Raw genomic sequence first — 26,414 nt, 5'->3', positions numbered from 1 at the left:
CCTCGTCGAGTGGCAGGTGCGTATCGCCGCGGGCGAGCCGCTCGGCTTCACCCAGGACGACATCACCCTCACCGGCCACGCGATCGAGGCCCGCGTCTACGCCGAGGATCCGGCTCGTGGCTTCCTTCCGACCGGCGGTGAGATCGTCGATGTCGTCGAGCCTTTCGGGGCGAGCGCAGCGACGGGGAACGTCACCGGTCCCCGCGTGCGCGTCGACTCCGGCATCCGCGCCGGCACCGTGGTCGGCAGCGACTACGACCCGATGCTCGCCAAGGTCATCGCCCACGCCGACGACCGCGCCGGAGCGCTGCGCCGCCTCGACCGGGCGCTCGCGCAGACCGCCGTGCTCGGCGTCGTCACCAACGTCGACTTCGTGCGGTTCCTGCTCGCCGACGACGACGTCGTGGCCGGTGCGCTCGACACCGGACTCCTCGACCGCCGGGTCGGCGACTACACCGCCCCCACGACCGCCGATTCCACGCTCGTCGCCGCGGCCATCCTGCGGTGGCTCGACCGCTGGGCGGGCGACACCACCGATCCGTGGGCGGTGCCCGACGGATGGCGCGTCGGTGCCCACCGGCCCGTCACGTCGCGGCTCACCTCCGGCGACCGCACCGCACATGTGCGCCTGACCGGAACTCCGGCGGCCGGTGTCGCTGAGGTCGAGGACGGCGAGACCTACCGGTTCAGCGCCGTGCTGCACGGCTCCGCTCTGGCGGTCGTGCTCGACGGCCGGCGTCACAGCTACCGCGTCGGCGAATCCGACGGTGCGGTCTGGCTTTCCGACGGTCACGGCAGCGTCGCCGTCCGCGAGGTGCGCGAGGCGTCGGTGCGCGGCGACGACGCCCACGCCGGCGACGCCGACATCACGAGCCCGATGCCCGGTGCCGTCATCGCGGTGTCCGTCGCCCCCGGCGACACCGTCACGGCCGGGCAGACGCTCGTCGTCGTCGAGGCCATGAAGATGGAACATTCGCTCACCGCCCCCATCGACGGCACCGTCGAACTGTTCGCGGCCGCCGGTGAGCAGGTCAAGGTCGATCAACTTCTCGTGCGAATCACCCCGCACGCCGACACGGAAGAGACAAAGTGATGACGGAATACCTGGCCACGGGCCAACTTCCCGACGAGTACGAGCAGCTGCGCAAGACGGTCGCCGACTTCGCCCGCACGGTGGTCGCGCCGGTCGCGGCCAAGCACGATGCCGAGCATTCGTTCCCCTACGAGGTCGTGCAGGGCATGGCCGAGATGGGCCTGTTCGGCCTGCCGTTCCCCGAGGAGTACGGCGGCATGGGCGGCGACTACTTCGCGCTGTGCCTCGCACTCGAGGAACTCGGCAAGGTCGACCAGTCCGTCGCCATCACTCTCGAGGCCGGTGTCTCGCTCGGTGCGATGCCGATCTACCGCTTCGGCAACGAGAAGCAGAAACAGGAGTGGCTGCCGCAGCTCGCGAGCGGTCGCAACCTCGCCGCCTTCGGTCTCACCGAGCCGGGTGCGGGCAGCGACGCCGGAGGCACGAAGACCACCGCCAAGCTCGAGAACGGCGAGTGGATCATCAACGGCAACAAGCAGTTCATCACCAACTCCGGCACCGACATCACCTCGCTGGTGACCGTCACCGCCGTCACCGGTGTGCGGGAGAACGGCAAGAAGGAGATCTCCACGATCCTCGTGCCGACCTCCACGCCGGGCTTCACCGCCGAACCCGCCTACAACAAGGTCGGCTGGAACGCCTCCGACACGCATCCGCTCACCTTCGCCGACGTGCGGGTGCCCGAGGAGAACCTCCTCGGCGAGCGGGGCCGCGGCTACGCCAACTTCCTGCGCATCCTCGACGAGGGCCGCATCGCGATCGCCGCGCTGTCGACCGGCGCCGCGCAGGGCTGCGTCGACGAATCGGTGAAGTACGCCAAGGAACGCGAGGCATTCGGCAGCCCGATCGGCAACAACCAGGCCATCGCCTTCAAGATCGCCCGCATGGAGGCGCGTGCGCACGCAGCACGCACCGCCTACTACGACGCCGCCGCCGCGATGCTCGCCGGCAAGCCGTTCAAGAAGCAGGCCGCGGTCGCCAAGCTCGTCGCGTCCGAGGCCGCGATGGACAACGCGCGTGACGCGACGCAGATCCACGGCGGCTACGGCTTCATGAACGAATACGCCGTGGCGCGCCACTACCGCGACAGCAAGATCCTCGAGATCGGTGAGGGCACCACCGAGGTGCAGCTCATGCTCATCGGACGGGAGCTGGGACTGTGAGCGAGACCGACACCACCGTGGAGAAGCGGATCGTCCAGCGTGGCCTGTGGTTCGAGGAGTTCGAACTCGGCGCGATCTACGAGCACCGCCCCGGCCGGACGATCACCGAGGCCGACAACACGCTGTTCACGACGCAGACGATGAACACGCAGGCGCTACACCTCGACGCCGCATACGCTGCCGAGACGAGTTTCGGTGAGCGTCTGGTCAATTCGATGTTCACGCTCTCGACGCTCGTGGGACTGTCGGTCGCCCAGCTCACGCAGGGCACGATCGTCGCGAATCTCGGGTTCTCCGAGATCTCCTTTCCCAAGCCGTTGTTCCACGGCGACACGCTCTACGCCGAGACGAAGATCGTCGACAAGCGCGAGTCGAAGAGCCGGCCGGGGGAGGGCATCGTCACCCTCGAACACACCGGTCGCAACCAGCACGGCGATGTCGTCGCCGTCGCCGTGCGCAAGACCCTGGTCCAGAAGAGGCCCACGACATGACCTGGGAACTCCCCGGCCCCGCATGGCTTTTCTGTCCCGCCGATCGCCCGGAGCGCTACGCCAAGGCCGCCGAACGTTCCGACGTGGTGATCATCGACCTCGAGGATGCCGTCGCACCGGCCGACAAGCAGGCCGCCCGTGAGGCACTGATCGCCACGCCGCTCGACCCCGAACGCACCGTGGTGCGGGTCAACCCGGTGGGCACGGCCGACCACGAGGCCGATCTCGAGGCGCTGCGCCGCACGTCGTACACGCGGGTCATGCTGCCAAAATGCGAGAGCGGCGACGAGGTGCGCTCGCTCGCACCGCTCGAGGTGGTCGCGCTCATCGAGTCGCCCCTCGGGGTGCTCGCGGTCGAAGACATCGCCGTCGCCGAGAACACACTCGGAATGATGTGGGGTGCCGAGGATCTCGTCGCCGGACTCGGTGGCAACGCGAGCCGCCGCGCCGACGGGACGTACCGCGCGGTCGCGCAACACGCCCGGTCGGTGACCCTGCTCGCCGCGAAGGGTCACGCCCGCTGGGCGCTCGACTCGGTGTACCTGAACATCAAGGACACCGACGGTCTCCACGAGGAGGCCCTCGACGCCGTGGCGGTCGGATTCGACATCAAGGTGTCGATCCACCCGAGCCAGGTCGACGTCGTCCGCCGGGCGTACGCGCCCACCCCCGAGGAGGAGGCGTGGGCGCGACGTGTCCTCGAGGCCGCCGAATCGGAGCGCGGCGTCTTCGATTTCGAAGGGAAGATGGTCGACGCCCCGGTGCTGCGTCACGCCGAGCGCGTGCTGCAGCGCGCGTCGGCTGCCGCCTCGGCATGACCGCGTGTCACCGGGGACGGTGACGCAACAACTGAGTGAGACGGTGGGCGCTGTCGAGCAGCGCCTCACCGAGTTCGGGCACACGATCGGGCCGGAACCGGCTCTCCACGCCGGTCAGACTCAACGCCCAGGTCGGGGCGCCGCGGTGATCGAACACCGCGGCGCCCATTCCCCAACTGCCCTCGACGATCAGTGCCGGATTGACGGCGTAGCCGGTCAGCCGTGTCGTCTCGATCCGTTTCTCCAGTGCGGGTCGCGCGTGGTCCGGTCCCCAATCCTGCGTGAGATCCACCCGCGACAGATGCGCCTCGATCTCCTGATCGGGCATGTGCGCGAGGATCGCCAGCCCCGCCGACGCCACCCCGAGCGGGAACCGGATCCCGATGTGGAGCACGTGCGAACGCAGCGGGAAGCTGCCCTCCTCCATCGCCAGACAGACCGTCTCGTCGCCCCGCCGCGCGGAGAGGAAGGCGCTCTCGCCGGTCGCGCGCGCCAGATCGCGCAGCACGTCGCCCGCGAGATCGGTGATGTCGTAGCGCACGGAGGCGAGCGATCCCAGCAGGTAGAGCTCGGGTCCGAGGGCCCAGCGTCCCGACGCCGGATCCCGGTCGACGAGCCCCTCGTCGGCGAGCGAGCTGAGCAGCCGGTGCACCGTGGGCCGGGCGAGATCGGTGGTGCGGGCGACCTCCGAGGTCGTCACCCCTTCCGGTTCGTGCGACGAGACGGTGCGCAGCAGGGCGGCGATCCGCGCGACCAGTTGACCCCGTGCATCGGACGACATGCCTCGATTATACGTCCACTCAGTGAACGCATATAGCGTCTCTGTTCGATGAACGATCAATTTCAGAGAGATTCCGGCAGGTACTTGTGTTCGCCACCTGCAGACTCTTTAGTAGAAACCAAGCATGCGACTGCGTTCATCCAGTGGACGTGATTCGTCCAGCGGAGCCCGGCGGCTCCCCCGGAAACCCGAGAGGTGAGAGTTGGCAACGAAAGTGTTCGAGACGGCGGCGGAGGCCGTCGCCGACATCCGTGACGGTGCGACGCTCGCGGTGGGCGGATTCGGACTGTGCGGTATCCCCGACATCCTGATCCGGGCCATCGCCGACGCCGGGGCCACCGACCTCGAGGTGTTCTCCAACAACTGCGGTGTCGACGGCCACGGTCTCGGAATCCTGCTGGGCAGCAAGCGCATCCGCCGGGTCACCGCGTCGTATGTCGGGGAGAACAAGGAATTCGCCCGGCAGTACCTCTCGGGTGAGCTCGAGGTCGAGCTGACCCCGCAGGGCACCCTCGCCGAGAAGCTCCGCGCCGGTGGCGCAGGCATCCCCGCCTTCTTCACCCCCGCCGGCGTCGGCACGCCCATCTCGCAGGGCGGACTGCCGTGGAAGTACCACGCCGACGGTTCGGTCGCCGTGGCGTCGCCGGCGAAGGAGATCCGCGAGTTCCGCGGCAAGCGGTACGTGCTCGAGGAGTCCATCACCGCCGACTTCTCGCTCGTGCACGCCCTCAAGGGCGACACCGAGGGCAACCTGGTGTTCAACAAGGCCGCGATGAACTTCAACCCGCTCGCCGCGATGGCCGGCCGCGTGTGCATCGCCCAGGTCGAGGAACTCGTCGAGCCGGGCGAGATCGATCCGGGTGAGGTGCACCTGCCGGGAATCTTCGTGAACCGGGTCGTGCACACCGGTGTCCAGGACAAGCAGATCGAGAAGCGCACCGTCAGCGCCGCGAAGGGAGCGTAGAAGATGACCACAGCTGTCGAGACACAGGGTTGGACGCGCACGCAGATGGCCGCGCGCGCCGCGCAGGAACTCTCGCCGGGGGAGTACGTCAACCTCGGTATCGGCCTGCCGACGCTGATCCCCAACTACCTGCCCGAGGGTGTGCACGTGACCCTGCACAGTGAGAACGGCATCCTGGGCACCGGGCCGTACCCCACCGACGACGCGGTCGACCCGGATCTGATCAACGCCGGCAAGGAGACCGTGACGGTCAACCCCGGCGCTGCTTTCTTCGACTCGGCGCTGAGCTTCGGCATGATCCGCGGCGGCCACATCGACACCGCCGTGCTCGGCGGCATGGAGGTCTCGGCCACCGGCGATCTGGCCAACTGGATGGTGCCCGGCAAGATGGTCAAGGGCATGGGCGGGGCGATGGATCTCGTCCACGGTGCCCGCAAGGTCATCGTGCTCATGGAGCACACCGACAAGCAGGGCAACCCGAAGATCGTCTCGGAGTGCTCGCTGCCGCTCACCGGTGAGGGCGTGGTGCAGCGCATCATCACCAACCTCGCGGTGATCGACGTGACCGCCGACGGCCTCGTCCTGACCGAGTGCGCCCCCGGCGTCACCGAGGAACAGGTGCGCGCCGCCACCGGAGCACCGCTCACCCTTCTCTGACGACCGGCCGGTTCCGCCTGCGGAACCACCGGAAGATCCACCCCCTGCGCACGGCCCCGGCCTCGGACTCCGTCTCGAGCCGGGGTCGCGTCGAGTTCAGAGCCGTGCGGGCCTCCTCACGACGACGCGCCCGCTCGACCTTCCACACCTCCACCATCTCCTCGGCGTCGACCTTGTGGATCGGCACGGGCAGTCCGCTCGGGAACCGCAGGCAGTCGGCGATCCGCCGGTTGAGATCGGAGACGATCTCGCGCACCACCTTCTCGCTGGGCGCCGACCCGACCGTGCCGGGCAGCCGCTCGATCTCGCGCCGCAACTGCAGTTCGGGCGGCAGCAGAGCCTCCGTCGACAGGCCCTCACGCGCCAGATAACTCTTCACCCACCACAGATCGTCGTCGCCGTGGTCGGGGATGGGTTTGCCGTAACCGGGCAGATCGTCGAAATCGCCCCGGTCCTGCGCCACGCGGATCTGCCGTTCGATCCACGTCTCGAACGTCAGATCCCACCGCTTGCGCTCGGTCACACATCCAGGATGCCAGGGGCGGGCACCGGGTCCGGGCGGCTGTGGGTCCCGACCGCCACACGGTGCTGGTGTCCTAACCTGAGCCACGTGGAAGGACAGCGCGAGTCGCCGGTGCATGCCCGCCCGCCGGGCGACGGGGTGGACACCAACACGGTGCTCGGCAAGGTCGTCACCGTGCTGTGGGCGTTCACCGCCGACGACCACGTCCTCACCCTCGCCGAACTGGGTCGACGCACCGGTCTGCCGAAGGGGACGCTGCACCGCGTCGTCGGCGACCTCGTCGCCGTCCGGTTGCTCGACAAGGACCCGGCCGGTTACCGCCTGAGCGGGCAGCTCTTCGAACTTGGCCTGCGCGCCTCCCTCGAGCGGGGCCTGGTCGAGGTCGCCATCCCGTTCATGGAGGACCTCTACGAGCGCACCCACGAGACCGTGCACCTCGGCGTCCCCGAGGGTGTCGAGGTCGTCTATGTCTCGAAGATCGGCGGACATCGCCCCGCGTCCACGCCGTCCCGGATCGGTGGGCGAATGCCCATGTACTGCACCGGGATCGGCAAGGCTCTTCTCGCGTTCTCCCCACCGGAGCTGCTGGCCGAGGTGGTCGAGGCCGGATTGGCGCGCAAGACTCCCCGCACCATCACGACCCCCGGGCGGCTCGGGGCGAATCTCGCGACCGTGCTCGAGCGCGGGGTGGCCTTCGAGTTCGAGGAGTCCGCGGTCGGCCTGGCCTGTGTCGCCGCCCCGATCCTCGACGCGGACGAGCGTCCCATCGCGGCGGTGAGCGTCACCGGTCCCGTCACCCGGTTCCGTCCGGAGAAGCACGAGGGAGCGGTGAAGGCCGCCGCCGCGGGTATCGCCGCCACCCACGCCCGCCGCGAGGCCATTCGCAACCTCTGAGCGCGCACGTTCCACTCACCGGAACGACCCCCTGTACGGGGGCGGACCTCGCCGCCACGATGGTCGTAATCCATCGAACGACGAGGACGTGATGACTACCAGCTCCAACACCACATCAGCGGCGGATCGCACCCGCATCGCCGGTGCGGCAGCCGACCGTCTCATCGAGGCCACACGCAGCTCCACACCGTGCGGTCCGGTCCGCGACCTGCTCGGGGAGACCGACATCGACCTGGCGTATGCGGTGCAGCAGCAGCTCACCGACCGCCGGCTCGCCGAAGGTGCCCGCATCGTCGGACGCAAGATCGGCCTGACCTCCCCGGCGGTGCAGCAGCAGCTCGGTGTCGACCGCCCCGACTTCGGTGTCCTCTTCGACGACATGGACGTCACCGCTCTCGACGAGGTGCCCAGCAAGCGCCTGCTGCAGCCGAAGGCCGAGGCCGAGATCGCCTTCGTCCTCTCCGCCGACCTCGACTCGGACGATCTCGATCTCGCGACCGTCCGCGCCGCCGTCGGCCACGCGGTCGCCGCTCTCGAGATCGTCGACAGCCGCGTCGCCGGCTGGGACATCAAGATCACGGATACGGTCGCGGACAACGCATCCAGCGGCCTGTACGTGCTCGGCTCGCAGACTCTCACCCTCGACGAGTTCGAGCCGATCGACGCCACCATGCGGATGTACGTCGACGACGAGCTCGTCTCCGAGGGCAACGGCGCAGCCTGCCTCGGCGATCCGCTGAACGCCCTGCTGTGGCTCGCACGCACGGCACGCGAGTTCGGGCAGCCCCTGCGCGCAGGACAGGTCGTGCTGTCGGGGGCACTCGGCCCGATGGTCCCGGCGCCGCCCGGCGTCACGGTCCGCGCCGAGATCTCCTCGCTCGGCACCGTCACCGCGCGTTTCTCTTCCGAAAGCTCCACCGCACAGGAGAACTCATGACCACCAAGGTTGCCGTCATCGGGTCGGGCAACATCGGCACCGACCTGCTCATCAAGATCAAGCGACTGGCCGACGCCGAACTCGAAACCGTCGCCCTCGTCGGCATCGACCCCGAATCCGACGGCCTCGCACGGGCGAAGCGCCTCGGCATCGACGCCATCTCGACCGGTGTCGAAGGACTCGTCGAGCACCCGCGCTTCGACGAGATCGAGATCGTCTTCGACGCAACCTCGGCGAAGGCCCACGAGTACAACGAGAAGGTCCTGCGCCCGCACGGGAAGATGCTCATCGACCTGACACCGGCCGCGATCGGCCCGTACACGGTGCCGCCGGTGAACCTCACCGAGCACCTCGACGCCCCGAACGTCAACATGGTCACCTGCGGTGGCCAGGCCACCATCCCGATCGTCGCGGCCATCTCCCAGGTCACCAAGGTGCACTGGGCCGAGATCGTCGCCTCGATCTCCTCGAAGTCGGCCGGCCCCGGCACCCGCGCCAACATCGACGAGTTCACCGAGACCACCTCGCAGGCCATCGAGAAGATCGGTGGCGCCACGCGCGGCAAGGCGATCATCATCCTCAACCCGGCCGAGCCGCCGATGATCATGCGCGACACCGTGCTCGCGCTCGTCGGCGAGGACCGCAAGGACGAGATCGTCGCGTCCGTCGAGGCGATGGTCGCGAAGGTCCAGGAATACGTGCCCGGTTACGCCCTCAAGCAGGAGGTGCAGTTCACCGAGGTCACCGAGCCCATGGAGACGCTCACCGACCACACCGGCCCCCTGTGGAAGGTCGCGGTGTTCCTCGAGGTCAAGGGCGCAGCGCACTACCTGCCCGAGTACGCGGGCAATCTCGACATCATGACCTCCGCGGCGCTGCAGGTCGCACGCGCCGTGGCGGCACGCACGAAGGATCAGGTGACGGCATGACCGCGGCAACCACTACGGCACGCGAATTCGCAAGCGACGGAACGGCTCTGTACATCCAGGACGTGACCCTGCGCGACGGCATGCACGCCATCCGTCACCGCATCACCCCCGAGAACGTCGCGGCGATCGCCGGTGCACTCGACCGTGCGGGTGTCGACGCCATCGAGGTGTCGCACGGTGACGGCCTCGCCGGTCACTCGCTGACCTACGGTCCCGGCAGCAACACCGACTGGGAGTGGCTCGAAGCCGCAGCGGGAGCCATCAATTCGGCAACCCTGACGACGCTGCTCCTGCCCGGTATCGGAACCGTCCACGAGCTGAAGCGCGCCTACGAGATCGGTGTGCGGTCGGTGCGCATCGCGACGCACTGCACCGAGGCCGACGTCTCCGCGCAGCACATCGCGGCGGCGAAGGAACTGGGCATGGACGTGTCGGGCTTCCTGATGATGTCGCACATGACTTCCGCAGACGCCCTGGCCCAGCAGGCGAAGCTCATGGAGTCCTACGGCGCCGACTGCGTGTACGTCACCGACTCGGGTGGCCGCCTCACGATGGACGGTGTCCGCGAGCGCATCCGTGCATACCGGGACGTGCTGAACGAGAGCACCCAGATCGGTATCCACGCCCACCAGAACCTGTCGCTGTCGGTGGCGAACTCCGTCGTGGCGGTCGAGGAGGGCGTGATCCGCGTCGACGCGTCGCTCGCCGGCCAGGGTGCCGGTGCGGGCAACTGCCCGATCGAGCCGTTCGTCGCGGTCGCCGACCTCAAGGGCTGGAAGCACTCGTGCGACCTGTTCGGTCTGCAGGACGCCGCCGACGATCTGGTGCGTCCGCTGCAGGACCGCCCGGTGCAGGTCGACCGTGAAACCCTCACCCTCGGCTACGCCGGCGTGTACTCGAGCTTCCTGCGTCACGCCGAGACCGCAGCGAGCATCTACGGTCTCGACACCCGCGACATCCTCGTCGAGATCGGCCGTCGTGGCCTCGTCGGTGGGCAGGAGGACATGATCACCGACGTCGCACTCGACCTGCGCAACCGCGCGGGGAACTGACCAGCGCCCGCGTGCATGTCTAGTCGGTCAGATCCCGGTAGTCCGGGTGCTTCTCGATGAACTTGTCGACGTACGAGCAGATCGCGACGATGCGCTTGCCGCGTTCGCGGACGTCGTCGAGGGCGAAACCGACGAGCTTGCCTCCGAGTCCCTGACCGGAGTAACCCTTGTCGATCTCGGTGTGGTCGAAGACGAGGCGGCCGTCGTCGTCGGGGTGGTACTGGGTGTATCCGACGACGGCGTCGTCGTCCCGGACTTCGTACCTCTGTTTCTCGGCGTTGTGCACCACGGTCACGGACGAATCGCTCATGGTCTTCCTCTCACCGTCGACAAGCTGGTGTGTCCCACAGCCAAGCTGGTGTGTCCACAGCATAGAGAACGGGCCGCGGCGCAATGCCGCGGCCCGTTCTGCTGTGCCGGGTTATTCCGGCGGAGAGATGTGCTGGGCGAGGTACAGCGGTTCGCCGAGCTGCTCGATCAGATCGAGCTGGGTTTCGAGATAGTCGATGTGTTCTTCCTCGTCGGCGAGGATCTCCTCGAAGATGTTGGCCGAGGTGATGTCGCTGACCGAGCGCATGTACTCGGCTCCCTTCCGGAGCCGGTCGCGGGCCTCGATCTCCACCTGCAGGTCGGCCTCGAGCATCTCCTTGACGGTCTGACCCAGACGCAACGCCCCGAGGCGCTGGTAGTTGGGGAGTCCGTCGAGATAGAGGATCCGATCGGTGAGTCTCTCGGCGTGACGCATCTCGTCGAACGACTCGTCGCGAGTGTGCTTCGCGAGTTTCGCCCATCCGCGGTTGTCCTGCATCTTCGAATGCAGGAAGTACTGATTGATCGCGGTGAGCTCGGCGGTGAGTTGTTCGTTGAGCAACTCGATGACCTTCTTGTCGCCCTTCATGGCACCTCCCGGGGTGAACCATCAGGTTTACCGCCGGGTAGGGGCTGGCTACACGGCGGTCTCGAGTTCGATGGTCTCATTCCGCTGCCGGGCCTGCCGGATGATCGCCGAGATATTGCGTACACAATTCCCGCAGTCGGTACCGGCGCGGCACTTGGCGCTCACCTCGCGGGTACAGCGTGCTCCCGCAGCCACCTCTGCCTCGATGTGGTGGTGGGTAAGAGCGTGGCAACTGCAGACGATCATCAGAGCCACCTTTCTGCGACTGAGGGAACACTCACTTAGGTTGTCCAAACCTTACATCGGCTTAGGCTAGCCTAGCTTGTGATCGTAGTCACACAAAGGGAGGGCCGGATCCGTGTTATACCCAGGTCCGTCCCAGGGGGTGTTACCGCAGCTACTGCTGTTGCAGGTGTTGCGATACCACCTGGTTGATCCGGTGCAGACCAGGCGCGGTGAGGCCCGGGATCTGGTTCTCGATCGTGCGCACCAGCGACGAATCGTCGAGAACCTTTTCGCTCGACTGGATCAGGACGGTGCCCGCGCCGGTGAAATCGAACTGCCGTTCCTCCCCCGACTGCACGCCGAAACGCCGCGCCCCGGCCGAGACGAACCCGGTGATCCACGATTCGTCGTAGTGGTGACTGGGGGACGGGCAGTCGGCCCAGCCGACGAGTGCCTCCGGGTCGACCCTCAGGGGCGGCTCGGCGAACATCACCGGCCCGTTCGACGACGCGAGGAAACGGCCCGTACCGATGAGGGTGAGGAAACCCGGGACGATCGACTGGTTGAGCGACAGGCCCGGTTCGAAGGCCAGCAGATTGGCCTGCCGGATCGTGAGGTTGCCGTCGTCGAGGTCGTACGAGTTGATGTCGTATCCGCGGTCGCCGATGATCAGCTTCCCGAAACCCTCGGCCACGACGTAGTCGCCGAGATAGAGCGGAGCGGAGAACTGCTGGGCCACCATGTGCAGCAGGTGTCCCTGCAGTCCGTGGGTGAGCGCCGAGAACTGCACCTGGCCGTAGTACGCGATCATCGCGCCCTTCGACAGGAACCAAGGCGTCTGCAGGTCGATGCAGTAGGCATAGGGGTTGCCCGGCACGTTGTCGCTGCCGCCGAAGCTCGACGGGTTCAGAACGGTACTCACAGCTTCTCCTCCGATGCCTGCACGTAGACGATGCCCTGTCCGCTGCATTCGAGTTGCATGGCCTCCCCGCCGGTGCGACCGACGTTCCGCCAGCTCATCGACGATTTCAGTTCGGTGCGGACCGGGCCGTAGGACGCTACGAACGCCTGCGGGTCGACGACCACCGGCGTCGGGCCGCCCACCTGAAGCTCGAACACGCCCCCATGGGCGAGCAGCACCGCCGCACCCTGGCCGGTCAGTTGCGTGGTGAACATGCCGGTGCCGGTCATCGCGCCGGTGGCGGCGCCGCGTAGCGCCCCGAACAGACCCCCGCCGCCACCGCCCCCACCGGAGGCCGCGGCCACCGAGACGACAGTGGACTGCAGACCGGTGGTGTGGGCGAGCAGGCGCGACGCCTCCACGCGTAGTTCACCGCCCGCGGACATGTCGACGATGTGCGTCTCGAGACCGCGGAAGCCGTAGTGCACGACACCGTCGCCCTGCGCGAGCATCGTGGCCTCGTGTTCACCCTGCAGCATGCGTCCCGCCATACCGGCGAGACCGCCGAGACCGGGAGCGCCTCCCGTGCCGCCGGGAACGCCGTGGGGGGAGAACCGGACGTTGCCGGTGTAGAACAGCATCGCGCCGCGGCGGGCCACGACGGGACCGGACTGCCGCAGGTCGACGCGCACGACCTTGCCGTTGATCTTCGTGAAGCTCATCTGTTCCTACCGTTCCGCCGGCTGGATGGAGACCACGCCCACGCCGTCCCACTTCAGGGAGAACGCCTCGCCGCTACCTTGACCGATGGCCGAGCGCCACGACACGTCGGTGACGAACGACTGCGTGAGCTGACCCTTCGCGCACACGAAGGCGTCGGGATCGACGACGAGGGGATACTGCGGCGACACCTCGAGATGGATGAGCGGGCCCCCGGCCGAGAGCAGTGCGACCTGCCCGGTCCCCGTCACCGTCGTGGTGAACAGACCCTGGCCGCTCATACCGCCGCGCAGACCCGCGAACGTCACGTTCGTGTTCAGGTTCCCGCTCAGTGCCAGCAGTTGCTCGGACTCGACCTGCAGGGTCTCGTTGTTCAGCTCCAGCACCGTCACGTCCTGCGCCTGATGCGCGAAGTAGACGACGCCCGTGCCGCTGCACTCCATGAGCGAGAGCCCCTCACCCGTCGCGCGCTGCCGCAGCCCGGAGAGAACACCCTCGCCACCACCGAAACCGGCGGACTTGAAACCGACCTGGCCCTCGTACGCCACCATCGACCCCGACAGGGCCCGGACGGACGAATTGTTCAGGTGGGCTTCGATCACCCTCTTGGTCTTCACGACTAGCCGCATGGCGGGAAACGATAGTCGGAAACGACTTCGGTGGAGTGAACCCCCGGTAGCGGGGCCCACTCCACCGAAGAGCTACAGAAGACCTACAGTCCCAGATCCTTGGCGATTATCGTCTTCATGACCTCGTTGGTGCCGCCGTAGATGCGGGTCACGCGGGTGTCGGCGTAGAGGCGGGCGATGGGGTACTCGGTGATGTAGCCGTAGCCGCCGTGCAGCTGCAGGCACTTGTCGATGATGCGGCCGGCGGTTTCCGTCGCGAACAGCTTCGCGCGGGCGGCGTCGGGCACGGTGAGCTCACCGCGATCGTTGAGCTCGATGGCGTTGTCGACCATGATCTGCAGCGCCTGCAGCTCCGCGGAGCATTCGGCGAGCACGAACTTGGTGTTCTGGAACGCGGCGACCGGCTTGCCGAAGACCTTGCGGTCCTTGGTGTATGCGATGGCGTGCTGGATCGCCGCGGCCGCGGTGGCGGCAGCGCCGAACGCGATGGTGAGACGCTCCTGCGCGAGGTTCTGCGTCAGGTACGAGAACGCCTCGCCCTCCTTGCCGAGCAGATCGGCGACCGGCACCTTCACGTCGTCGAACGCCAGCTCGGCGGTGTCCGAGGCCTTGAGACCGATCTTGTGGAGCTTGCGCCCGACCGCGAAGCCCTCGCTCCTGGTGTCCACCACAAGAATCGACAGGCCACCGCGACGGTCCTCGGGGTTGTACGGCGAGGTGCGGGCCACGACGAGGATGCGGTCGGCGAGCGCACCGCCGGTGATGAACGTCTTCGCGCCGTTGAGGACGTAGTGGCTGCCGTCCTCCGAGAGCTTCGCGGTGGTCGCGATGTTGGCGAGGTCGGAACCGGTGCCCGGCTCGGTCATCGCGATGGCGAACATCAGCTCACCCGAGGCGAACCCGGGGAGCCAGCGCTGCTTCTGCTCCTCGGTGGCGTTCTGCATGATGTACGGCAGGATCAGGTTCGAGTGCACCGACGACGAACCGAACGACACACCGGCCGCCGACGCCTCTTCGGCGAGGATCACGTTGAACTTCAGCGACGTCTCGCCGCCTCCGCCGTACTCTTCGGGAACCTGGATACCGAGGAGCCCGAGTTCTCCCATGCGGTTGTAGAACTCGCGCGGAGGATGGCCGGACTCTTCCCACTCCGGGTAGACGGGTACGACCTCCTTCGCGATGAAGTCGCGGACGGTCTGCCGGAACGCCTCGTGATCCTCGTTGTACAGCGTGCGCTTCACGCGTTGTCCTTCCAGGGATGAATGTGATTGCGGGGGTGGACCTTACAGCGCGTAACTACGCAGCACACCCTTGCTGATGATCGTCTTCTGGATCTCGCTGGTGCCCTCACCGATGAGCAGGAAAGGAGCCTCGCGCATGAGGCGCTCGATCTCGTACTCCTTCGAGTAGCCGTAGCCGCCGTGGATGCGGAAGCCGGCCTGGGTGACCTCGGAGCAGTACTCGCTGGTGAGGTACTTGGCCATACCGGCGGCGACGTCGTTGCGCTCACCCGAGTCCTTCAGGCGCGCGGCGTTGACCATCATCAGGTGGGCGGCCTCGACCTTGGTGGCCATTTCCGCGAGGGAGAACGAGATCGCCTGGTGCTGGGCGATGGGCTTGCCGAAGGTGGTGCGCTGCTGGGCGTACCGGGCGGCGAGCTCGAACGCGCGGATCGCGACACCGCACGCGCGGGCCGAGACGTTGACGCGGCCGACCTCGACGCCGTCCATCATCTGGAAGAAGCCCTTGCCGGGCTCGCCGCCGAGGATCGAATCGGCCGAGGCCTTGTAGTTGTCGAAGACGAGTTCGGTGGTGTCGATGCCCTTGTACCCCATCTTGTCGATCTTGCCGGGGATGGTGACACCCGGGACGACCTCACCGAAGCCGGCGGGCTTCTCCACCAGGAAGGTGGTCAGGTTCTTGTGGGGCTTGTCGGAGCCTTCCTCGGTCTTGACCAGGGCGGCGACGAGGGTGGAGCTGCCGCCGTTGGTCAGCCACATCTTCTGGCCGTTGATGACGTAGTTGCCGTCGGCGTCGCGCTTGGCCTTGGTGCGGATGGCGGCGACGTCGGAGCCGAGTTCGGGCTCGGACATCGAGAACGCGCCGCGGACCTCACCGGTGGCCATGCGCGGCAGGTAGTACTGTTTCTGCTCCTCGGTGCCGTGCTGGCGGATCATGTACGCGACGATGAAGTGCGTGTTGATGACGCCGGAGACGCTCATCCAGCCGCGGGCGAGTTCCTCGACGCACAGCGCGTAGGTCAGCAGCGACTCGCCGAGTCCGCCGTACTCCTCGGGGATCATCAGTCCGAACAACCCCATCTCGCGCATCTGGTCGACGATGGCCTGCGGATAGGTGTCCGAGTGCTCGAGTTCCTGAGCGTTCGGGATGATCTCGCGGTCGACGAAGGTGCGGACCGTGTCGAGGATCTCGGACTGGAATTCCGTCAGACCGAGGGTCTGGGCGAGGCGGGTCATGCGGGCTCTTTCTGGGAGATGCGGATGGTGCCGGAAGCGGCGAGGGCGTCGACCTCGTCGTCGGTCAGCCCGAGATGTTCGGTGAGCACCTCGGCGGTGTCGTCGCCGTTGGCCGGCGCGGGGCGGACCTCGGGGTAGCAGCCGTCGAAGGACATCGGGGTGCTCGGGGCGTGGTAGCTGCCGATGCGCGGCTGGTCGAGCTTGTGGAACATCGGGTTGTCGGTCACGCGCGGGTCGGCGGCGAGTTCGGCGAAGGTGCGGTAGCGCTCGTGCAGGACCGAGGTACCACCGAGCGCCGTCTCGACCTCGTCGGCGGTGTGGCGCGAGAACCAGGCGCCGAACAGGCTGTTCAGCACGTGGCGGTGTTCGAACCGGGTGCCCTCGTCGCGGAAGTCGACGCCCAGGGCGGATTCGAGTGCGGCCACGGCCTCGGCGGTACCGGTGAGCTCGGTGAGGTCGCGGAAGTGCCGCGGCGTGAGCGCGACGAGCATGAAGCGTGCGCCGTCACTGGTGGCGAAGTCGGCGCCGTATGTGCCGTAGACGGAGTTGCCGACCTTCTCCCGGACGGGGCGGCCGAGCTGGGCCTCGGCGATGTAGCCGAGGTTGCCGACGGTCGCGAACGCAACGTCCTCGAGGGGGAGAACGACTTTCGTTCCTGCACCGGTGATCTCGCGGCGGTAGACGGCCGAGGCGACCGACAACGCGGCGTACAGGCCGCACGAGACGTCCCAGGCGGGCAGCACGTGGTTGACCGGGGTCGAGACGTTCTCGGCGCCGGTGACCTGCGGGAAACCGGCGGCGGCGTTGACGGTGTAGTCGACGGCGCCGGTGCCGTCGGCGCGACCGAGGACCTGCACGTGGATCAGGTCGGGGCGGATCGCGGCGAGTTCGTCGTAGTCGAGCCACGAGCGACCGGCGGCGTTGGTGACCAGCACGCCGGCATCGATGATCAGGTCGCGGATCAGGTTCTGTGCCTCCGGGCTACGGAAATCCGCTGCGAGCGATCGCTTGCCCTTGTTCAGGCCGGCCCAGTAGATCGACTCGTTGCCGTCGGTGACCGGCCAGCGGCGGTAGTCGGCAGCGCCGCCGATCGGGTCGACCCGGATCACGTCGGCGCCGAGCGCGGCCAGGGTCATGCCGCACAGGGGTGCGGCCACGAAGCTGGACACCTCGACCACGCGCACTCCCGCGAGGGGTGCAGTGGACGAGGGCAGCTCGTCGGTGGAAGCGGTGGAGTTCATGCTGGGCTCGCTCGTCCTCGTCGCAGATTGTTTCGGGCACAGTCAGCATGCCCAGGTTTTGCCGCCCGGAACAGCACCGATCGGCTATCGCTCGGTTAGCGCAGACCAATACTCGATGCGGCCTGAATCCGCCGTGTGATGAGTCATAGGTTTCAGTGATCGATTCGTTCGCCTCCCGCTCTTTGCTTCAGGTGACATGGCTCACGTTCAATACATGCAGACGCCAGGCGTGACGTTCCTCCGACAGCGACATACCGATCGTTCGTAAGTCGGCCATCCCGCTCGAGTTCTGAAGGGACTCCCAGTGACCACAGGCGAAATCGCGCACGACAAGTCGGCAGCCGCCGGCGGGCCCGGTCGGCCGACGACCGGCTCGACACCTCTCGTGACCCCCGGCCGCGCGTGGAGCATGACCGGCCTGGTCATCTTCCTCTACGTCGTCAACTACGCCGACAAGGCCGTCCTCGGCATCATCGCCCAGCCTCTGGCGCGTGAGCTCGGCATGAGCTCCTCCCAGATCGGCCTGGTCGGGTCGCTGTTCTTCGTCACATTCACCGTCGGCGGTTTCTTCGCCGGGCCGTTGAACAAGTACATGACCCTCCGCTGGGCCCTGCTGGCCCTCGGCCTGACCTGGTCGCTCGTCATGCTGCCGCTGGTCGTCAGTGCGAGTTTCGCGATGCTGGTCGTCACCCGCATGCTGCTCGGTCTCGCCGAAGGACCGAGCTCGGCGCTCATGCACACCGCCGCGTACTCGTGGCACCCGCCGGCCAAGCGTGGCCTGCCCGGCGCCTTCCTGGCCGGTTCCGCCTCGGTCGCCAAGATCGCCCTCGCTCCCGTCCTGACCTTCATCACCGTCGAATGGGGATGGCGTGCCGCGCTGATCTCGCTGTCGATCCTCGGTGCGATCTGGATGGGCTGCTGGCTCCTCGGCTGGAAGGAAGGCCCCTACACGACCCGGGCCGTCAAGGGCGCCGAGACCGCCGCTTCCGCCGCGCAGACCGAACCGTCCGTGCCGTGGCGCAAGATCTTCCTCACTCGCACCTTCATCAGCTGCGCGATCCTGATCATGGTCGTCTACGCGCTCACCACCGTCGTCCTGACCTGGCTGCCGTCCTACTTCGAGGTCGGTCTCGGCTACAGCGCTCTGCAGGCCGGCTCGATGTTCGCCCTGCCGTCCATCATCGGTCTGTTCCTCATGATCAGCTCGGGCACGGTCACCGACCGCCTCAGCGCCAAGGGTTACCGCTCGCGGGTCGTCCGCATCATCGTGCCCGCCGTCGGTGTGCTCATCTGCGGTGCCATCCTGGTCTTCCTCCCGTCCATCGGTACGCCGGCTCTGGCCGTCGCGGTCGTCTCCATCGGCTACGGCTTCGGCGCCATCGCGTTCCCGCTGATCAACGCCGCGATCTCCGAGTTGTGCCCGCCGCAGCAGACCGCCGGCACGATGGGTGTCTTCCTCGCGCTGATGGCGGTCGGCGGTCTCGTTGCCCCCTACGGCACGGGTGTCCTCGTCGACAACGCCGCCACCGCGGCGGAGGGCTATGCAACGGCCTTCCAGGTCATCGGTGCACTCGGTGCGCTCGCCGCGATCCTGGTGCTCTTCCTGGCCGACCCGGAGCGCGACCGCAAGATCATCCGGGCAGCCGCCTGACCTGTTCGGCATAGCTTCCGCCTAACGGAAGCTTCCGCCGAAAGACTTACCCCTACCGGCCGGGTGCATGGTCTCCTCGAATGTGAGGACCACCACCCGGCCGGTCGTCTTTTCCCACCACGGTTGCCCGGCAACCGTGTCCCGCAACAGCAAAGGACCGATTCGCATGCGCGATGCCGTGATCGTCGACGCCGTCCGTTCCCCCATCGGACGTCGAGGTGGTGCACTGTCCGAGATCCACCCCGTCAACCTGTCCGCCCACGTGCTGACCGCACTGGCGGAGCGGACCGGCCTCGATCCCGCCACGATCGACGACGTCCAGTGGGGTTGTGTGAGCCAGGTCGGCGACCAGGCCGGAATCGTCTCGCGCAGCGCCGTGTTCGCGGCCGGATGGCCGGTCACCGTACCCGCGACCACCATCAACCGGGCGTGCGGATCGAGCCAGCAGGCCGTGTCCTTCGCCGCCGCGACCGTCATCTCCGGCCAGAACGACGTCGTGATCGCCGGTGGTGTCGAGTCCATGAGCCGTGTGCCGATGGGCAGCGCCGGCAAGGACGGTCAGCACTTCCCGCAGAACGTGCTCGACCGCTTCGAGGTCGGCGGCTTCAGCCAGGGCATCGGCGCCGAGATGATCGCCGAGAAGTGGGGTTTCTCCCGCACGCAGCTCGACGAATTCTCGCTGCGCTCGCACGAACTGTCCGCAGCCGCCACCGACGCGGGCGCCTTCACCGGCCAGATCGCCGTGGTCGGCGAGTTCGCCACCGACGAGGGCATCCGCCGCGGCGGCACCGTCGAGTCGCTTGCCAAGCTCGAGACCGTCTTCAAGGAGGACGGCGTGATCCACGCCGGCAACTCCTCGCAGATCTCCGACGGTGCCGGCGCCCTGCTCATCACCACCAGCGAATACGCCGCGGCGCAGGGCTGGACCCCGCTCGCACGCATCCACACCGCCGTCGTCGCCGCCGACGACCCGGTCGTCATGCTCACCGGCCCCATCCCCGCCACCGAGAAGGCCATCGAGCGTTCCGGTCTGTCCATCGACGACATCGGCGCCTTCGAGATCAACGAGGCCTTCGCACCGGTGCCGCTGGCATGGCAGGTCGAGACCGGTGCGAAGCCCGACCGCCTCAACCCGCTCGGCGGCGCGATCGGTGTCGGCCACCCCCTCGGCGGCTCCGGCGCGATTCTCATGACCCGCCTCGTGCACCACATGCACGACAACGGCATCCGCTACGGTCTGCAGTCGATGTGCGAGGCCGGCGGCATGGCCAACGCCACCATCCTCGAACTGCTCTGATCTCACGTCACCCAGCTGCTACGAATCCGAAGGAAACACTATGGAACTCAAGGGTCTGTCCGTTGCCGTCACCGGCGGAGCGTCCGGTCTCGGTCTCGCCACGGCACGTCGCGTCCTGGCCGCCGGCGGCAACGTCACCCTCATCGACCTCCCCGGCTCGAACGGTGAGGAGATCGCCAAGGAGCTCGGCGACGGCGCTGTCTTCGCCCCCGGCGACGTGACCGATTCGGAGCAGTTCGCTGCGGCTCTCGACGTCGCGCACGAGCGCGGCGGCCTGCGCGGTGTCGTGCACTGCGCCGGCGCCGGACGCAAGATGCGCATCCTCGACAAGGAGGGCAAGGCCGGTTCGCTCGAGGACTTCGAGTTCGTGATCCGCCTCAACCTCATCGGCTCGTTCAACGCGCTGCGCCTCGGCGCCGAGCGCATGGCCGAACTCGACCTCATCGAGGACGAGCGTGGCGCCGTCGTCATGACGGCCTCCGTCGCGGCCTTCGAGGGCCAGATCGGCCAGATCAACTACTCGGCGTCCAAGGCCGGCATCGTCGGCATGACGATCGTCGCCGCACGCGACCTCGCCAGCAAGGGCATCCGCGTCAACACCATCGCCCCCGGCATCATGGACACCCCGCTGCTCGCCCGCCTGCGCGAGGACGTCCGCACGTCGCTCGAAGCGACCGTGCCCAACCCGTCGCGTCTGGGCCGGCCCGACGAGTTCGGGCAGCTGGCCACGAACATCCTCGAGAACGGCTACATCAACGGCGAGACCATTCGCCTCGACGGCGCCATCCGTATGGCACCGCGGTGAACCGGGCGTCGACCATGACCTCGGCTTCCGACCTCGCACAGCGCAGGCTGTCGTACCCGGCGACGACGATGGCGGTGTGGGCACCGAGCCTCGCCGCCGTCTACGGCGACCGTCCCGCGGTGATCGACGGCGACCGGGTGCTCACCTACAACGACCTCGACGCACGCTCGGCGCAGTTCGCCGGCGTGCTGCACGAGGCCGGGGTGCGGGCCCGCGACGTGGTGCTCCTGCACCTCGGTAACTGCGTCGAGTTCCACATCGCCTACTACGGTGCGCTCCGCGTCGGAGCGGCGGTCACGCTCGTGAATCCGCTGCAGCCCGAACCGGGTCTGCGCCGGCAGATCGAGGAGACTTCCGCAGCCGCGGCGGTCACCGGTTCCGCACAGGCCGACACCCTGTTCCGGGCTGCGTCCGGAACGAGTATCCGGTTGATCGCGGTCGTCTCCGACGAAGCGGTCACCGCGCCGGGTGCCGTGCGCTTCGGCGATGCGCTCGAAGGACGTCCGCAGACCTTCGAACCGGTCGTCACCAGTCCGGACGATATCGCGCACATCGCGTACACCGGTGGCACGACCGGCATTTCGAAGGGCGTGCGCGTCCTGCACCGCAACGTCGTCGGCAACGTCACGCAGATGTGTGCGTGGCGCGCCGGGCACCAGCTGGTCGCCGATGTCGACGGGCGCATCTCGCTCGAACCGATCGGCGACCTGAAAATCGCCGGTGCGGTCCCGGGTCAGGGTTCGACGATCGTGGTGTCGCCGCTGTTCCACGCGCACGCGCTGATCAACACGTCGTTCCTTCTCGCGTGCGGCCTGACCCAGGTCCTCGCGGGTCGCTTCGATCCGGCCCGGATGCTCGAGCTGATCGAACGGTACGAGGCCGGCTACATCACCGGCAGCCCGGCGATGTGGCACGCCCTCGCTACGCATCCCGACGTCGAGAGCCGCGACCTGTCCACCGTGCGGGTCGTGTCGTCCGGTGCCGCTCCGATCGACCACGTGACCCTCGGGAACCTCGAGCGTGCGTTCCCCAACGCACGTATCGCGGAGGGTTACGGGCTCACCGAGGGCACCTGCGTCGTCACGGCGATGCCGCTCGTCGTCGACTCGGAGTACCGCCTCGGAAGCGTCGGCCTCCCGGTCTTCGACACCGAACTCGAGATCCGCTCGCAGATCGATCCGACCGTCGTCCTCCCCGACGGAGAGCTCGGCGAACTGTGGATCCGCGGACCGCAGGTCACCGACGGATATCTCGGACACCCCGAGATCACCGCGGAACAGTACGTCGACGGCTGGCTCGCCACCGGCGACATCGCCTACCGCGATGCCGACGGATTCGTGTACATCGCCGACCGGGCGAAGGACATGTTGATCTACAAGGGCTACAACGTGTATCCGCGTGAGCTCGAAGAGATCCTGGTGACCCACCCGAAGGTGTCCACTGCGGCGGTCGTCGGGCGGGAGGCAGGCGCGATCGGTCAGGAGCCGGTAGCCTTCGTCGTCCCCGTCGACGGCGAGGAACCCGCCGCGGAGGAGCTGAAGGCGTACGTCGCCGAACAGGTCCTGCCGTACAAGAAGATCCGTGAAGTGGTGGTGGTCGACGCATTGCCGACCTCCGCCGCGGGCAAGATCCTCAAGACCGATCTGCGATCGCGACTGACGGTCTCCTGACCCCGCACACGAGAAACCCCCGGCATCCGATGCCGGGGTTTTCTTCGTATGCGGTGGAAGGTGATTCGCAAGAATCGGTTCGGGGGCGGTTCCGGACGTACCTGTTCCGGAACCGCGCCCCGAAGGTCAGGAGTTCTTCTGTTGCTCCTGCTTGACGAGTCCGCCGCCGATGATCAGACGCTGGATCTCGCTGGTGCCCTCGTACAGGCGCAGCAGACGCACGTCGCGGTAGATCCGCTCGACCGGCACCTCGCGCATGTAGCCGGTGCCACCGTGGATCTGGACGGCGAGATCGGCGACCTTGCCGACCATCTCGGTGCAGAACAGCTTCGCGACCGACGGTGCGATGCGGCGGTCGGTCTCCTCGACCCACGCCTTCGCGGCGTCGCGGACGAGGGCGCGGCCGGCCATCACACCGGTCTGCTGGTCGGCGATCATCGCCTGCACGAGCTGGAAGTTTCCGATGGGGTTGCCGCCCTGCGTGGCGGTCGCGGCGTAGGCGACAGACTCGTCGAGTGCGCGCTGGGCCTGGCCGACCGACAGTGCGGCGATGTGCACGCGACCGCGGGCGAGCGAGACCATGGCGGCCTTGTAGCCGACGTCCTCGCTGCCGCCGACGAGCGCGGAGTTCGGCACACGCACGTCGTCGAAGTGCACGTCGGCGGTCCAGGCGCCCTCCTGGCCCATCTTGGCGTCCTTGTTGCCCACCGTCAGTCCGGGGGTGTCGGCGGGGACGAGGAAGACCGCGATTCCGGTGCCGTTCCCGTCTGCCGGACGGGTGCGGGCGAACACGACGAACAGGTTCGCCAGCGGCGCGTTGGTGATGAAGCGCTTCTCGCCGGTGATCACCCAGTCGTCACCGGCGCGCACGGCCTTGGTGCGCAGACCCGACGGGTTCGAGCCGGCGCCCGGCTCGGTGAGGGCGAAGGATGCGACGACCTCGCCGGAGGCGATGCCCTCGAGCCACTGCTGCTTCTGCTCGTCGGTGCCGAAGTTGACGAGCACCTGGCCGGCGATGCCGTTGTTGGTGCCGAACATCGAGCGCAGCGACAGGGTCGTGTAACCCAGCTCCATCGCGAGTTCCGTGTCCTGCTGCAGATTCAGGCCGAGGCCGCCCCACTCCTGCGGGATGGCGTATCCGAACAGGCCCATGTCCTTCGCGGCCTGGCGGATGTCCTCGGGAATCGCATTGGTCTCGGCGATTTCCTGTTCGCGCGGCACGACCACGTTGCGCACGAACGCGCGGGTCTGCGCGAGGATCTCGCGGAAGTCGTCCTCGTCGACCTCGGGGGCCGGGATGGAGAGTGTCATGTCTACAACCTTCGTGCGGCCGCGGGGAGGTGTCCAATACGAATGGCGCCATTCCCGTATAGGCATTGTCGATGGATGAGAGCCGTTCTACCGGCCGGTTCGCCGTTATATTCGGAGCATCGACTTGTCTGGGGGCCGTCCGAGTCCCGCCGAAAGGAATCATAGATGTCTCTGTTGGAGAACCGCACTGCCGTGATCACCGGTGGCGCTCAGGGAATCGGCTTCGCCATCGCGCAGGAGTTCGTCGACGCCGGCGCCCGCGTCGTGATCGGCGACCTCGATCTCGATGCCGCCACCGCCGCCGCCGAGAAGCTCGGAGGGCGCGACGTGGCCCGGGCCGTGCGCGCCAACGTCGTCGAGTCCGCCGACTGGGACACCCTCCTCGCCGAGGCCGTCGACGGTTTCGGTTCGCTCGACGTGGTGGTCAACAACGCCGGTATCACCCGCGACGCGACGATGCGCACGATGACCGAAGAGGACTTCGACCTCGTCATCTCGGTGCACCTCAAGGGCACCTGGCACGGCACCCGCAAGGCCGCCGCGATCATGCGTGAGGCCAAGCGCGGCGCGATCGTCAACATCTCCTCGCTGTCCGGCAAGGTCGGCATGGTCGGCCAGACCAACTACTCCGCCGCCAAGGCGGGCATCGTCGGCCTCACCAAGGCCGCCGCCAAGGAGATGGCGCACCACGGCGTCCGCGTCAACGCGATCCAGCCCGGCCTGATCCGTTCGGCGATGACCGAGGCCATGCCGCAGAAGGCATGGGACCGGAAGATGGCCGAGATCCCCATGGGCCGCCCCGGCGAGGTCGACGAGATCGCCTCCGTCGCACTGTTCCTCGCGTCCGACATGTCCTCCTACATGACCGGCACCGTCCTCGAGGTCACCGGCGGCCGCTTCATGTGACGGTCCATCCGTCACCTCCCTCTCTTCCCGAAAGGTCATCATGCGTGAAGTTGTCATCTGCGAGCCGGTCCGTACCCCGATCGGCCGCTACGGCGGAATGTTCAAGTCCCTCACCGCAGTCGATCTCGGTGTCGCAGCCCTGAAGGGTCTGCTCGAGCGCACCGGTGTTGCGCCCGAACAGGTTCAGGACGTCATCCTCGGCCACTGCAACGGCAACAGTGAGGCCCCGGCCATCGGCCGCGTCGTCGCTCTCGACGCCGGTCTGCCGATCACGGTGCCCGGCATGCACATCGACCGTCGCTGCGGTTCGGGCCTGCAGGCCGTCATCCAGGCCGCCTTCCAGGTCGGTAACGGCGACCACGATCTCGTCGTCGCCGGTGGCACCGAGTCGATGAGCAACGCGGCGTTCTACTCCACCGATATCCGCTGGGGCGGCGCCCGCACCGGTGTGCAGATGCACGACGGGCTGGTCCGAGCCCGCTCGACCGCCGGTGGCCGTTTCTACCCGGTGCCCGGCGGCATGATCGAGACCGCGGAGAACCTGCGTCGGGAGTACTCGATCTCCCGCGACGAGCAGGACGAGCTGGCCCTGAACTCGCACCTGCGTGCAGTCCACGCCCAGAAGAACGGGATCCTCGCCGAGGAGATCATCCCAGTCACGGTGAGCAGCCGTAAGGGCGACGAGGTCATCGACACCGACGAGCACCCGCGTCCCGACATCAGCCTGGAGACCCTCGCCAAGCTGAAGCCGATCATGGGCAAGCAGGACCCCGAGGCCACCGTCACCGCCGGCAACGCCAGCGGCCAGAACGACGCCGCGTCCATGGCCATCGTCACCACCCCGGAGAAGGCCGCCGAGCTGGGCCTGACCCCGCTGGTGCGGTTCGTCTCGTGGGGCGTCGCCGGTGTCCAGCCCAAGGTCATGGGCATCGGCCCCGTGCCGGCCACCGAGGTCGCCCTCGCCAAGGCGGGCATCACCCTCGCCGACGTCGACATCATCGAGCTCAACGAGGCGTTCGCCGCGCAGGCCCTTGCCGTGACCCGCGAGTGGAAGTTCGGCAAGGCCGACTTCGAGCGCACCAACGTCCACGGCTCCGGCATCTCGCTCGGCCACCCGGTCGGCGCGACCGGCGGACGCATGCTCGCCACCCTCGCCCGCGAGCTGTACCGTCGCGAGGCCCGCTACGGCCTCGAGACCATGTGCATCGGCGGCGGCCAGGGCTTGGCAGCGATCTTCGAGCGCGTCGCGTAAGCAGACAGCTCCCGGTTCGGGGAGGTTGTGTTCGGTTTTTCTCGAAAAGCCCGGACACAACCTCCCCGAACTTCTTTCGTGGCAGGTGACCGGGCTGGGGATGACGCCGGGTTGTCCACAACCGGGCCT

Annotated in this window: 28 protein-coding genes; 16 read left to right on the top strand and 12 right to left on the bottom strand. The window is 67.6% G+C overall.

Annotated elements, in window-relative coordinates:
• The 4 genes from QR64_RS27570 to QR64_RS04810 form a co-directional block, all read left to right on the top strand.
• Positions 1-1,093, top strand: a 1,093-nt coding sequence (locus QR64_RS27570) for a biotin/lipoyl-containing protein (protein WP_318025550.1), incomplete at its 5' end; no start/stop codon positions are given.
• Entirely contained in the window at positions 1,093-2,256 is a 1,164-nt protein-coding gene (locus QR64_RS04820; RefSeq protein ID WP_006550753.1) for an acyl-CoA dehydrogenase family protein, read from the top strand. The genes QR64_RS27570 and QR64_RS04820, both read left to right, overlap by 1 nt.
• Positions 2,253-2,747 carry a MaoC family dehydratase gene (locus QR64_RS04815; RefSeq protein WP_019290589.1) on the top strand — a complete coding sequence of 165 codons (495 nt, stop codon included), beginning with the start codon at positions 2,253-2,255 and terminating at the stop codon, positions 2,745-2,747. The genes QR64_RS04820 and QR64_RS04815 overlap by 4 nt, the downstream gene beginning before the upstream one ends.
• Positions 2,744-3,565 (top strand): HpcH/HpaI aldolase/citrate lyase family protein, encoded by an 822-nt coding sequence (locus tag QR64_RS04810; RefSeq protein ID WP_006550751.1) that lies wholly within the window; start codon positions 2,744-2,746, stop codon positions 3,563-3,565. The genes QR64_RS04815 and QR64_RS04810 overlap by 4 nt, the downstream gene beginning before the upstream one ends.
• A gap of 7 nt (positions 3,566-3,572) precedes the next feature.
• On the opposite strand, the gene QR64_RS04805 is transcribed toward QR64_RS04810, so the two are convergent.
• Positions 3,573-4,346 (bottom strand): IclR family transcriptional regulator, encoded by a 774-nt coding sequence (locus tag QR64_RS04805; protein ID WP_019290591.1) that lies wholly within the window; start codon positions 4,344-4,346, stop codon positions 3,573-3,575.
• Positions 4,347-4,548: 202 nt separating this feature from the next.
• Between QR64_RS04805 and QR64_RS04800 the strand changes: the two genes are divergently transcribed.
• Both QR64_RS04800 and QR64_RS04795 read left to right on the top strand, forming a co-directional pair.
• The gene (locus QR64_RS04800) at positions 4,549-5,310 is read left to right on the top strand and encodes a CoA transferase subunit A (protein WP_071935901.1); all 762 of its coding nucleotides are present in this window, start codon (positions 4,549-4,551) and stop codon (positions 5,308-5,310) included.
• Positions 5,311-5,313: 3 nt separating this feature from the next.
• On the top strand, positions 5,314-5,967 hold the full coding sequence (locus QR64_RS04795; RefSeq protein ID WP_006550749.1) for a CoA transferase subunit B: 654 nt from the start codon (positions 5,314-5,316) through the stop codon (positions 5,965-5,967).
• Here QR64_RS04795 and QR64_RS04790 read toward each other — a convergent pair.
• Positions 5,954-6,490: a DUF1992 domain-containing protein gene (locus QR64_RS04790; RefSeq protein WP_039584374.1), complete on the bottom strand. Its 537-nt coding sequence runs from the start codon at positions 6,488-6,490 to the stop codon at positions 5,954-5,956. The genes QR64_RS04795 and QR64_RS04790 overlap by 14 nt on opposite strands.
• Before the next feature lie 138 nt (positions 6,491-6,628).
• Between QR64_RS04790 and QR64_RS04785 the strand changes: the two genes are divergently transcribed.
• The 4 genes from QR64_RS04785 (at position 6,629) to dmpG (ending at position 10,302) form a co-directional block, all read left to right on the top strand.
• Positions 6,629-7,384, top strand: a complete 756-nt coding sequence (locus QR64_RS04785; RefSeq protein WP_033097576.1) for an IclR family transcriptional regulator — start codon at positions 6,629-6,631, stop codon at positions 7,382-7,384.
• Between the two features lie 91 nt (positions 7,385-7,475).
• Positions 7,476-8,321 carry a 2-keto-4-pentenoate hydratase gene (locus QR64_RS04780; protein WP_039584373.1) on the top strand — a complete coding sequence of 282 codons (846 nt, stop codon included), beginning with the start codon at positions 7,476-7,478 and terminating at the stop codon, positions 8,319-8,321.
• Positions 8,318-9,250, top strand: coding sequence for an acetaldehyde dehydrogenase (acetylating) (locus QR64_RS04775; RefSeq protein ID WP_039584371.1), 933 nt, complete (start codon positions 8,318-8,320; stop codon positions 9,248-9,250). Before QR64_RS04780 ends, QR64_RS04775 begins: the two co-directional genes overlap by 4 nt.
• Positions 9,247-10,302, top strand: coding sequence for a 4-hydroxy-2-oxovalerate aldolase (dmpG, locus tag QR64_RS04770; RefSeq protein ID WP_039584370.1), 1,056 nt, complete (start codon positions 9,247-9,249; stop codon positions 10,300-10,302). The genes QR64_RS04775 and dmpG overlap by 4 nt, the downstream gene beginning before the upstream one ends.
• Positions 10,303-10,321: 19 nt before the next feature.
• Here dmpG and QR64_RS04765 read toward each other — a convergent pair whose 3' ends face one another.
• The 9 genes from QR64_RS04765 to QR64_RS04725 form a co-directional block, all read right to left on the bottom strand.
• Entirely contained in the window at positions 10,322-10,612 is a 291-nt protein-coding gene (locus QR64_RS04765) for a GNAT family N-acetyltransferase (RefSeq protein WP_024102424.1), read from the bottom strand.
• 111 nt (positions 10,613-10,723) lie between these two features.
• On the bottom strand, positions 10,724-11,200 hold the full coding sequence (gene bfr, locus QR64_RS04760; protein ID WP_016693088.1) for a bacterioferritin: 477 nt from the start codon (positions 11,198-11,200) through the stop codon (positions 10,724-10,726).
• A 48-nt stretch (positions 11,201-11,248) separates the two neighbouring features.
• Positions 11,249-11,446, bottom strand: coding sequence for a bacterioferritin-associated ferredoxin (locus QR64_RS04755; RefSeq protein ID WP_006550741.1), 198 nt, complete (start codon positions 11,444-11,446; stop codon positions 11,249-11,251).
• Between the two features lie 151 nt (positions 11,447-11,597).
• Positions 11,598-12,347 carry an AIM24 family protein gene (locus QR64_RS04750; RefSeq protein WP_006550740.1) on the bottom strand — a complete coding sequence of 250 codons (750 nt, stop codon included), beginning with the start codon at positions 12,345-12,347 and terminating at the stop codon, positions 11,598-11,600.
• Positions 12,344-13,048 carry an AIM24 family protein gene (locus QR64_RS04745; RefSeq protein ID WP_006550739.1) on the bottom strand — a complete coding sequence of 235 codons (705 nt, stop codon included), beginning with the start codon at positions 13,046-13,048 and terminating at the stop codon, positions 12,344-12,346. Before QR64_RS04745 ends, QR64_RS04750 begins: the two co-directional genes overlap by 4 nt.
• Positions 13,049-13,054: 6 nt before the next feature.
• The gene (locus QR64_RS04740) at positions 13,055-13,675 is read right to left on the bottom strand and encodes an AIM24 family protein (RefSeq protein ID WP_039584369.1); all 621 of its coding nucleotides are present in this window, start codon (positions 13,673-13,675) and stop codon (positions 13,055-13,057) included.
• An 83-nt stretch (positions 13,676-13,758) separates the two neighbouring features.
• Positions 13,759-14,916 (bottom strand): acyl-CoA dehydrogenase family protein, encoded by a 1,158-nt coding sequence (locus QR64_RS04735; RefSeq protein WP_006550737.1) that lies wholly within the window; start codon positions 14,914-14,916, stop codon positions 13,759-13,761.
• 42 nt (positions 14,917-14,958) lie between these two features.
• Entirely contained in the window at positions 14,959-16,152 is a 1,194-nt protein-coding gene (locus tag QR64_RS04730) for an acyl-CoA dehydrogenase family protein (RefSeq protein WP_039584368.1), read from the bottom strand.
• Positions 16,149-17,393 carry a CoA transferase gene (locus QR64_RS04725; protein WP_052227197.1) on the bottom strand — a complete coding sequence of 415 codons (1,245 nt, stop codon included), beginning with the start codon at positions 17,391-17,393 and terminating at the stop codon, positions 16,149-16,151. Before QR64_RS04725 ends, QR64_RS04730 begins: the two co-directional genes overlap by 4 nt.
• Positions 17,394-17,697: 304 nt before the next feature.
• Here QR64_RS04725 and QR64_RS04720 point away from each other — a divergent pair, with 304 nt between their 5' ends.
• The 4 genes from QR64_RS04720 to QR64_RS04705 all read left to right on the top strand — a co-directional run bounded on the left by QR64_RS04720 (position 17,698) and on the right by QR64_RS04705 (position 22,816).
• On the top strand, positions 17,698-19,044 hold the full coding sequence (locus QR64_RS04720; protein WP_006550734.1) for an MFS transporter: 1,347 nt from the start codon (positions 17,698-17,700) through the stop codon (positions 19,042-19,044).
• Positions 19,045-19,210: 166 nt separating this feature from the next.
• A complete protein-coding gene (locus QR64_RS04715; protein ID WP_039584367.1) occupies positions 19,211-20,341 on the top strand; it encodes a thiolase family protein in 1,131 nt (376 codons plus the stop codon).
• A 40-nt stretch (positions 20,342-20,381) separates the two neighbouring features.
• On the top strand, positions 20,382-21,146 hold the full coding sequence (locus QR64_RS04710; protein WP_006550732.1) for an SDR family NAD(P)-dependent oxidoreductase: 765 nt from the start codon (positions 20,382-20,384) through the stop codon (positions 21,144-21,146).
• A 14-nt stretch (positions 21,147-21,160) separates the two neighbouring features.
• Positions 21,161-22,816, top strand: coding sequence for an AMP-binding protein (locus QR64_RS04705; protein WP_039584480.1), 1,656 nt, complete (start codon positions 21,161-21,163; stop codon positions 22,814-22,816).
• A gap of 126 nt (positions 22,817-22,942) precedes the next feature.
• On the opposite strand, the gene QR64_RS04700 is transcribed toward QR64_RS04705, so the two are convergent.
• Positions 22,943-24,127 (bottom strand): acyl-CoA dehydrogenase family protein, encoded by a 1,185-nt coding sequence (locus QR64_RS04700; RefSeq protein ID WP_039584366.1) that lies wholly within the window; start codon positions 24,125-24,127, stop codon positions 22,943-22,945.
• Positions 24,128-24,292: 165 nt separating this feature from the next.
• Between QR64_RS04700 and fabG the strand changes: the two genes are divergently transcribed.
• Positions 24,293-25,033 carry a 3-oxoacyl-ACP reductase FabG gene (fabG, locus tag QR64_RS04695; RefSeq protein WP_006550729.1) on the top strand — a complete coding sequence of 247 codons (741 nt, stop codon included), beginning with the start codon at positions 24,293-24,295 and terminating at the stop codon, positions 25,031-25,033.
• 40 nt (positions 25,034-25,073) lie between these two features.
• Positions 25,074-26,285 carry an acetyl-CoA C-acetyltransferase gene (locus tag QR64_RS04690; RefSeq protein ID WP_039584365.1) on the top strand — a complete coding sequence of 404 codons (1,212 nt, stop codon included), beginning with the start codon at positions 25,074-25,076 and terminating at the stop codon, positions 26,283-26,285.
• Positions 26,286-26,414: the final 129 nt, after the last annotated feature.

Origin of the sequence: Rhodococcus sp. Chr-9, assembly GCF_000801125.1 — a bacterium.
Lineage (GTDB): Bacteria > Actinomycetota > Actinomycetes > Mycobacteriales > Mycobacteriaceae > Rhodococcus > Rhodococcus pyridinivorans.
The sequence above is the reverse complement of the archived record's forward strand: the minus strand, read 5'-3'. Positions and strand labels throughout refer to the sequence as shown.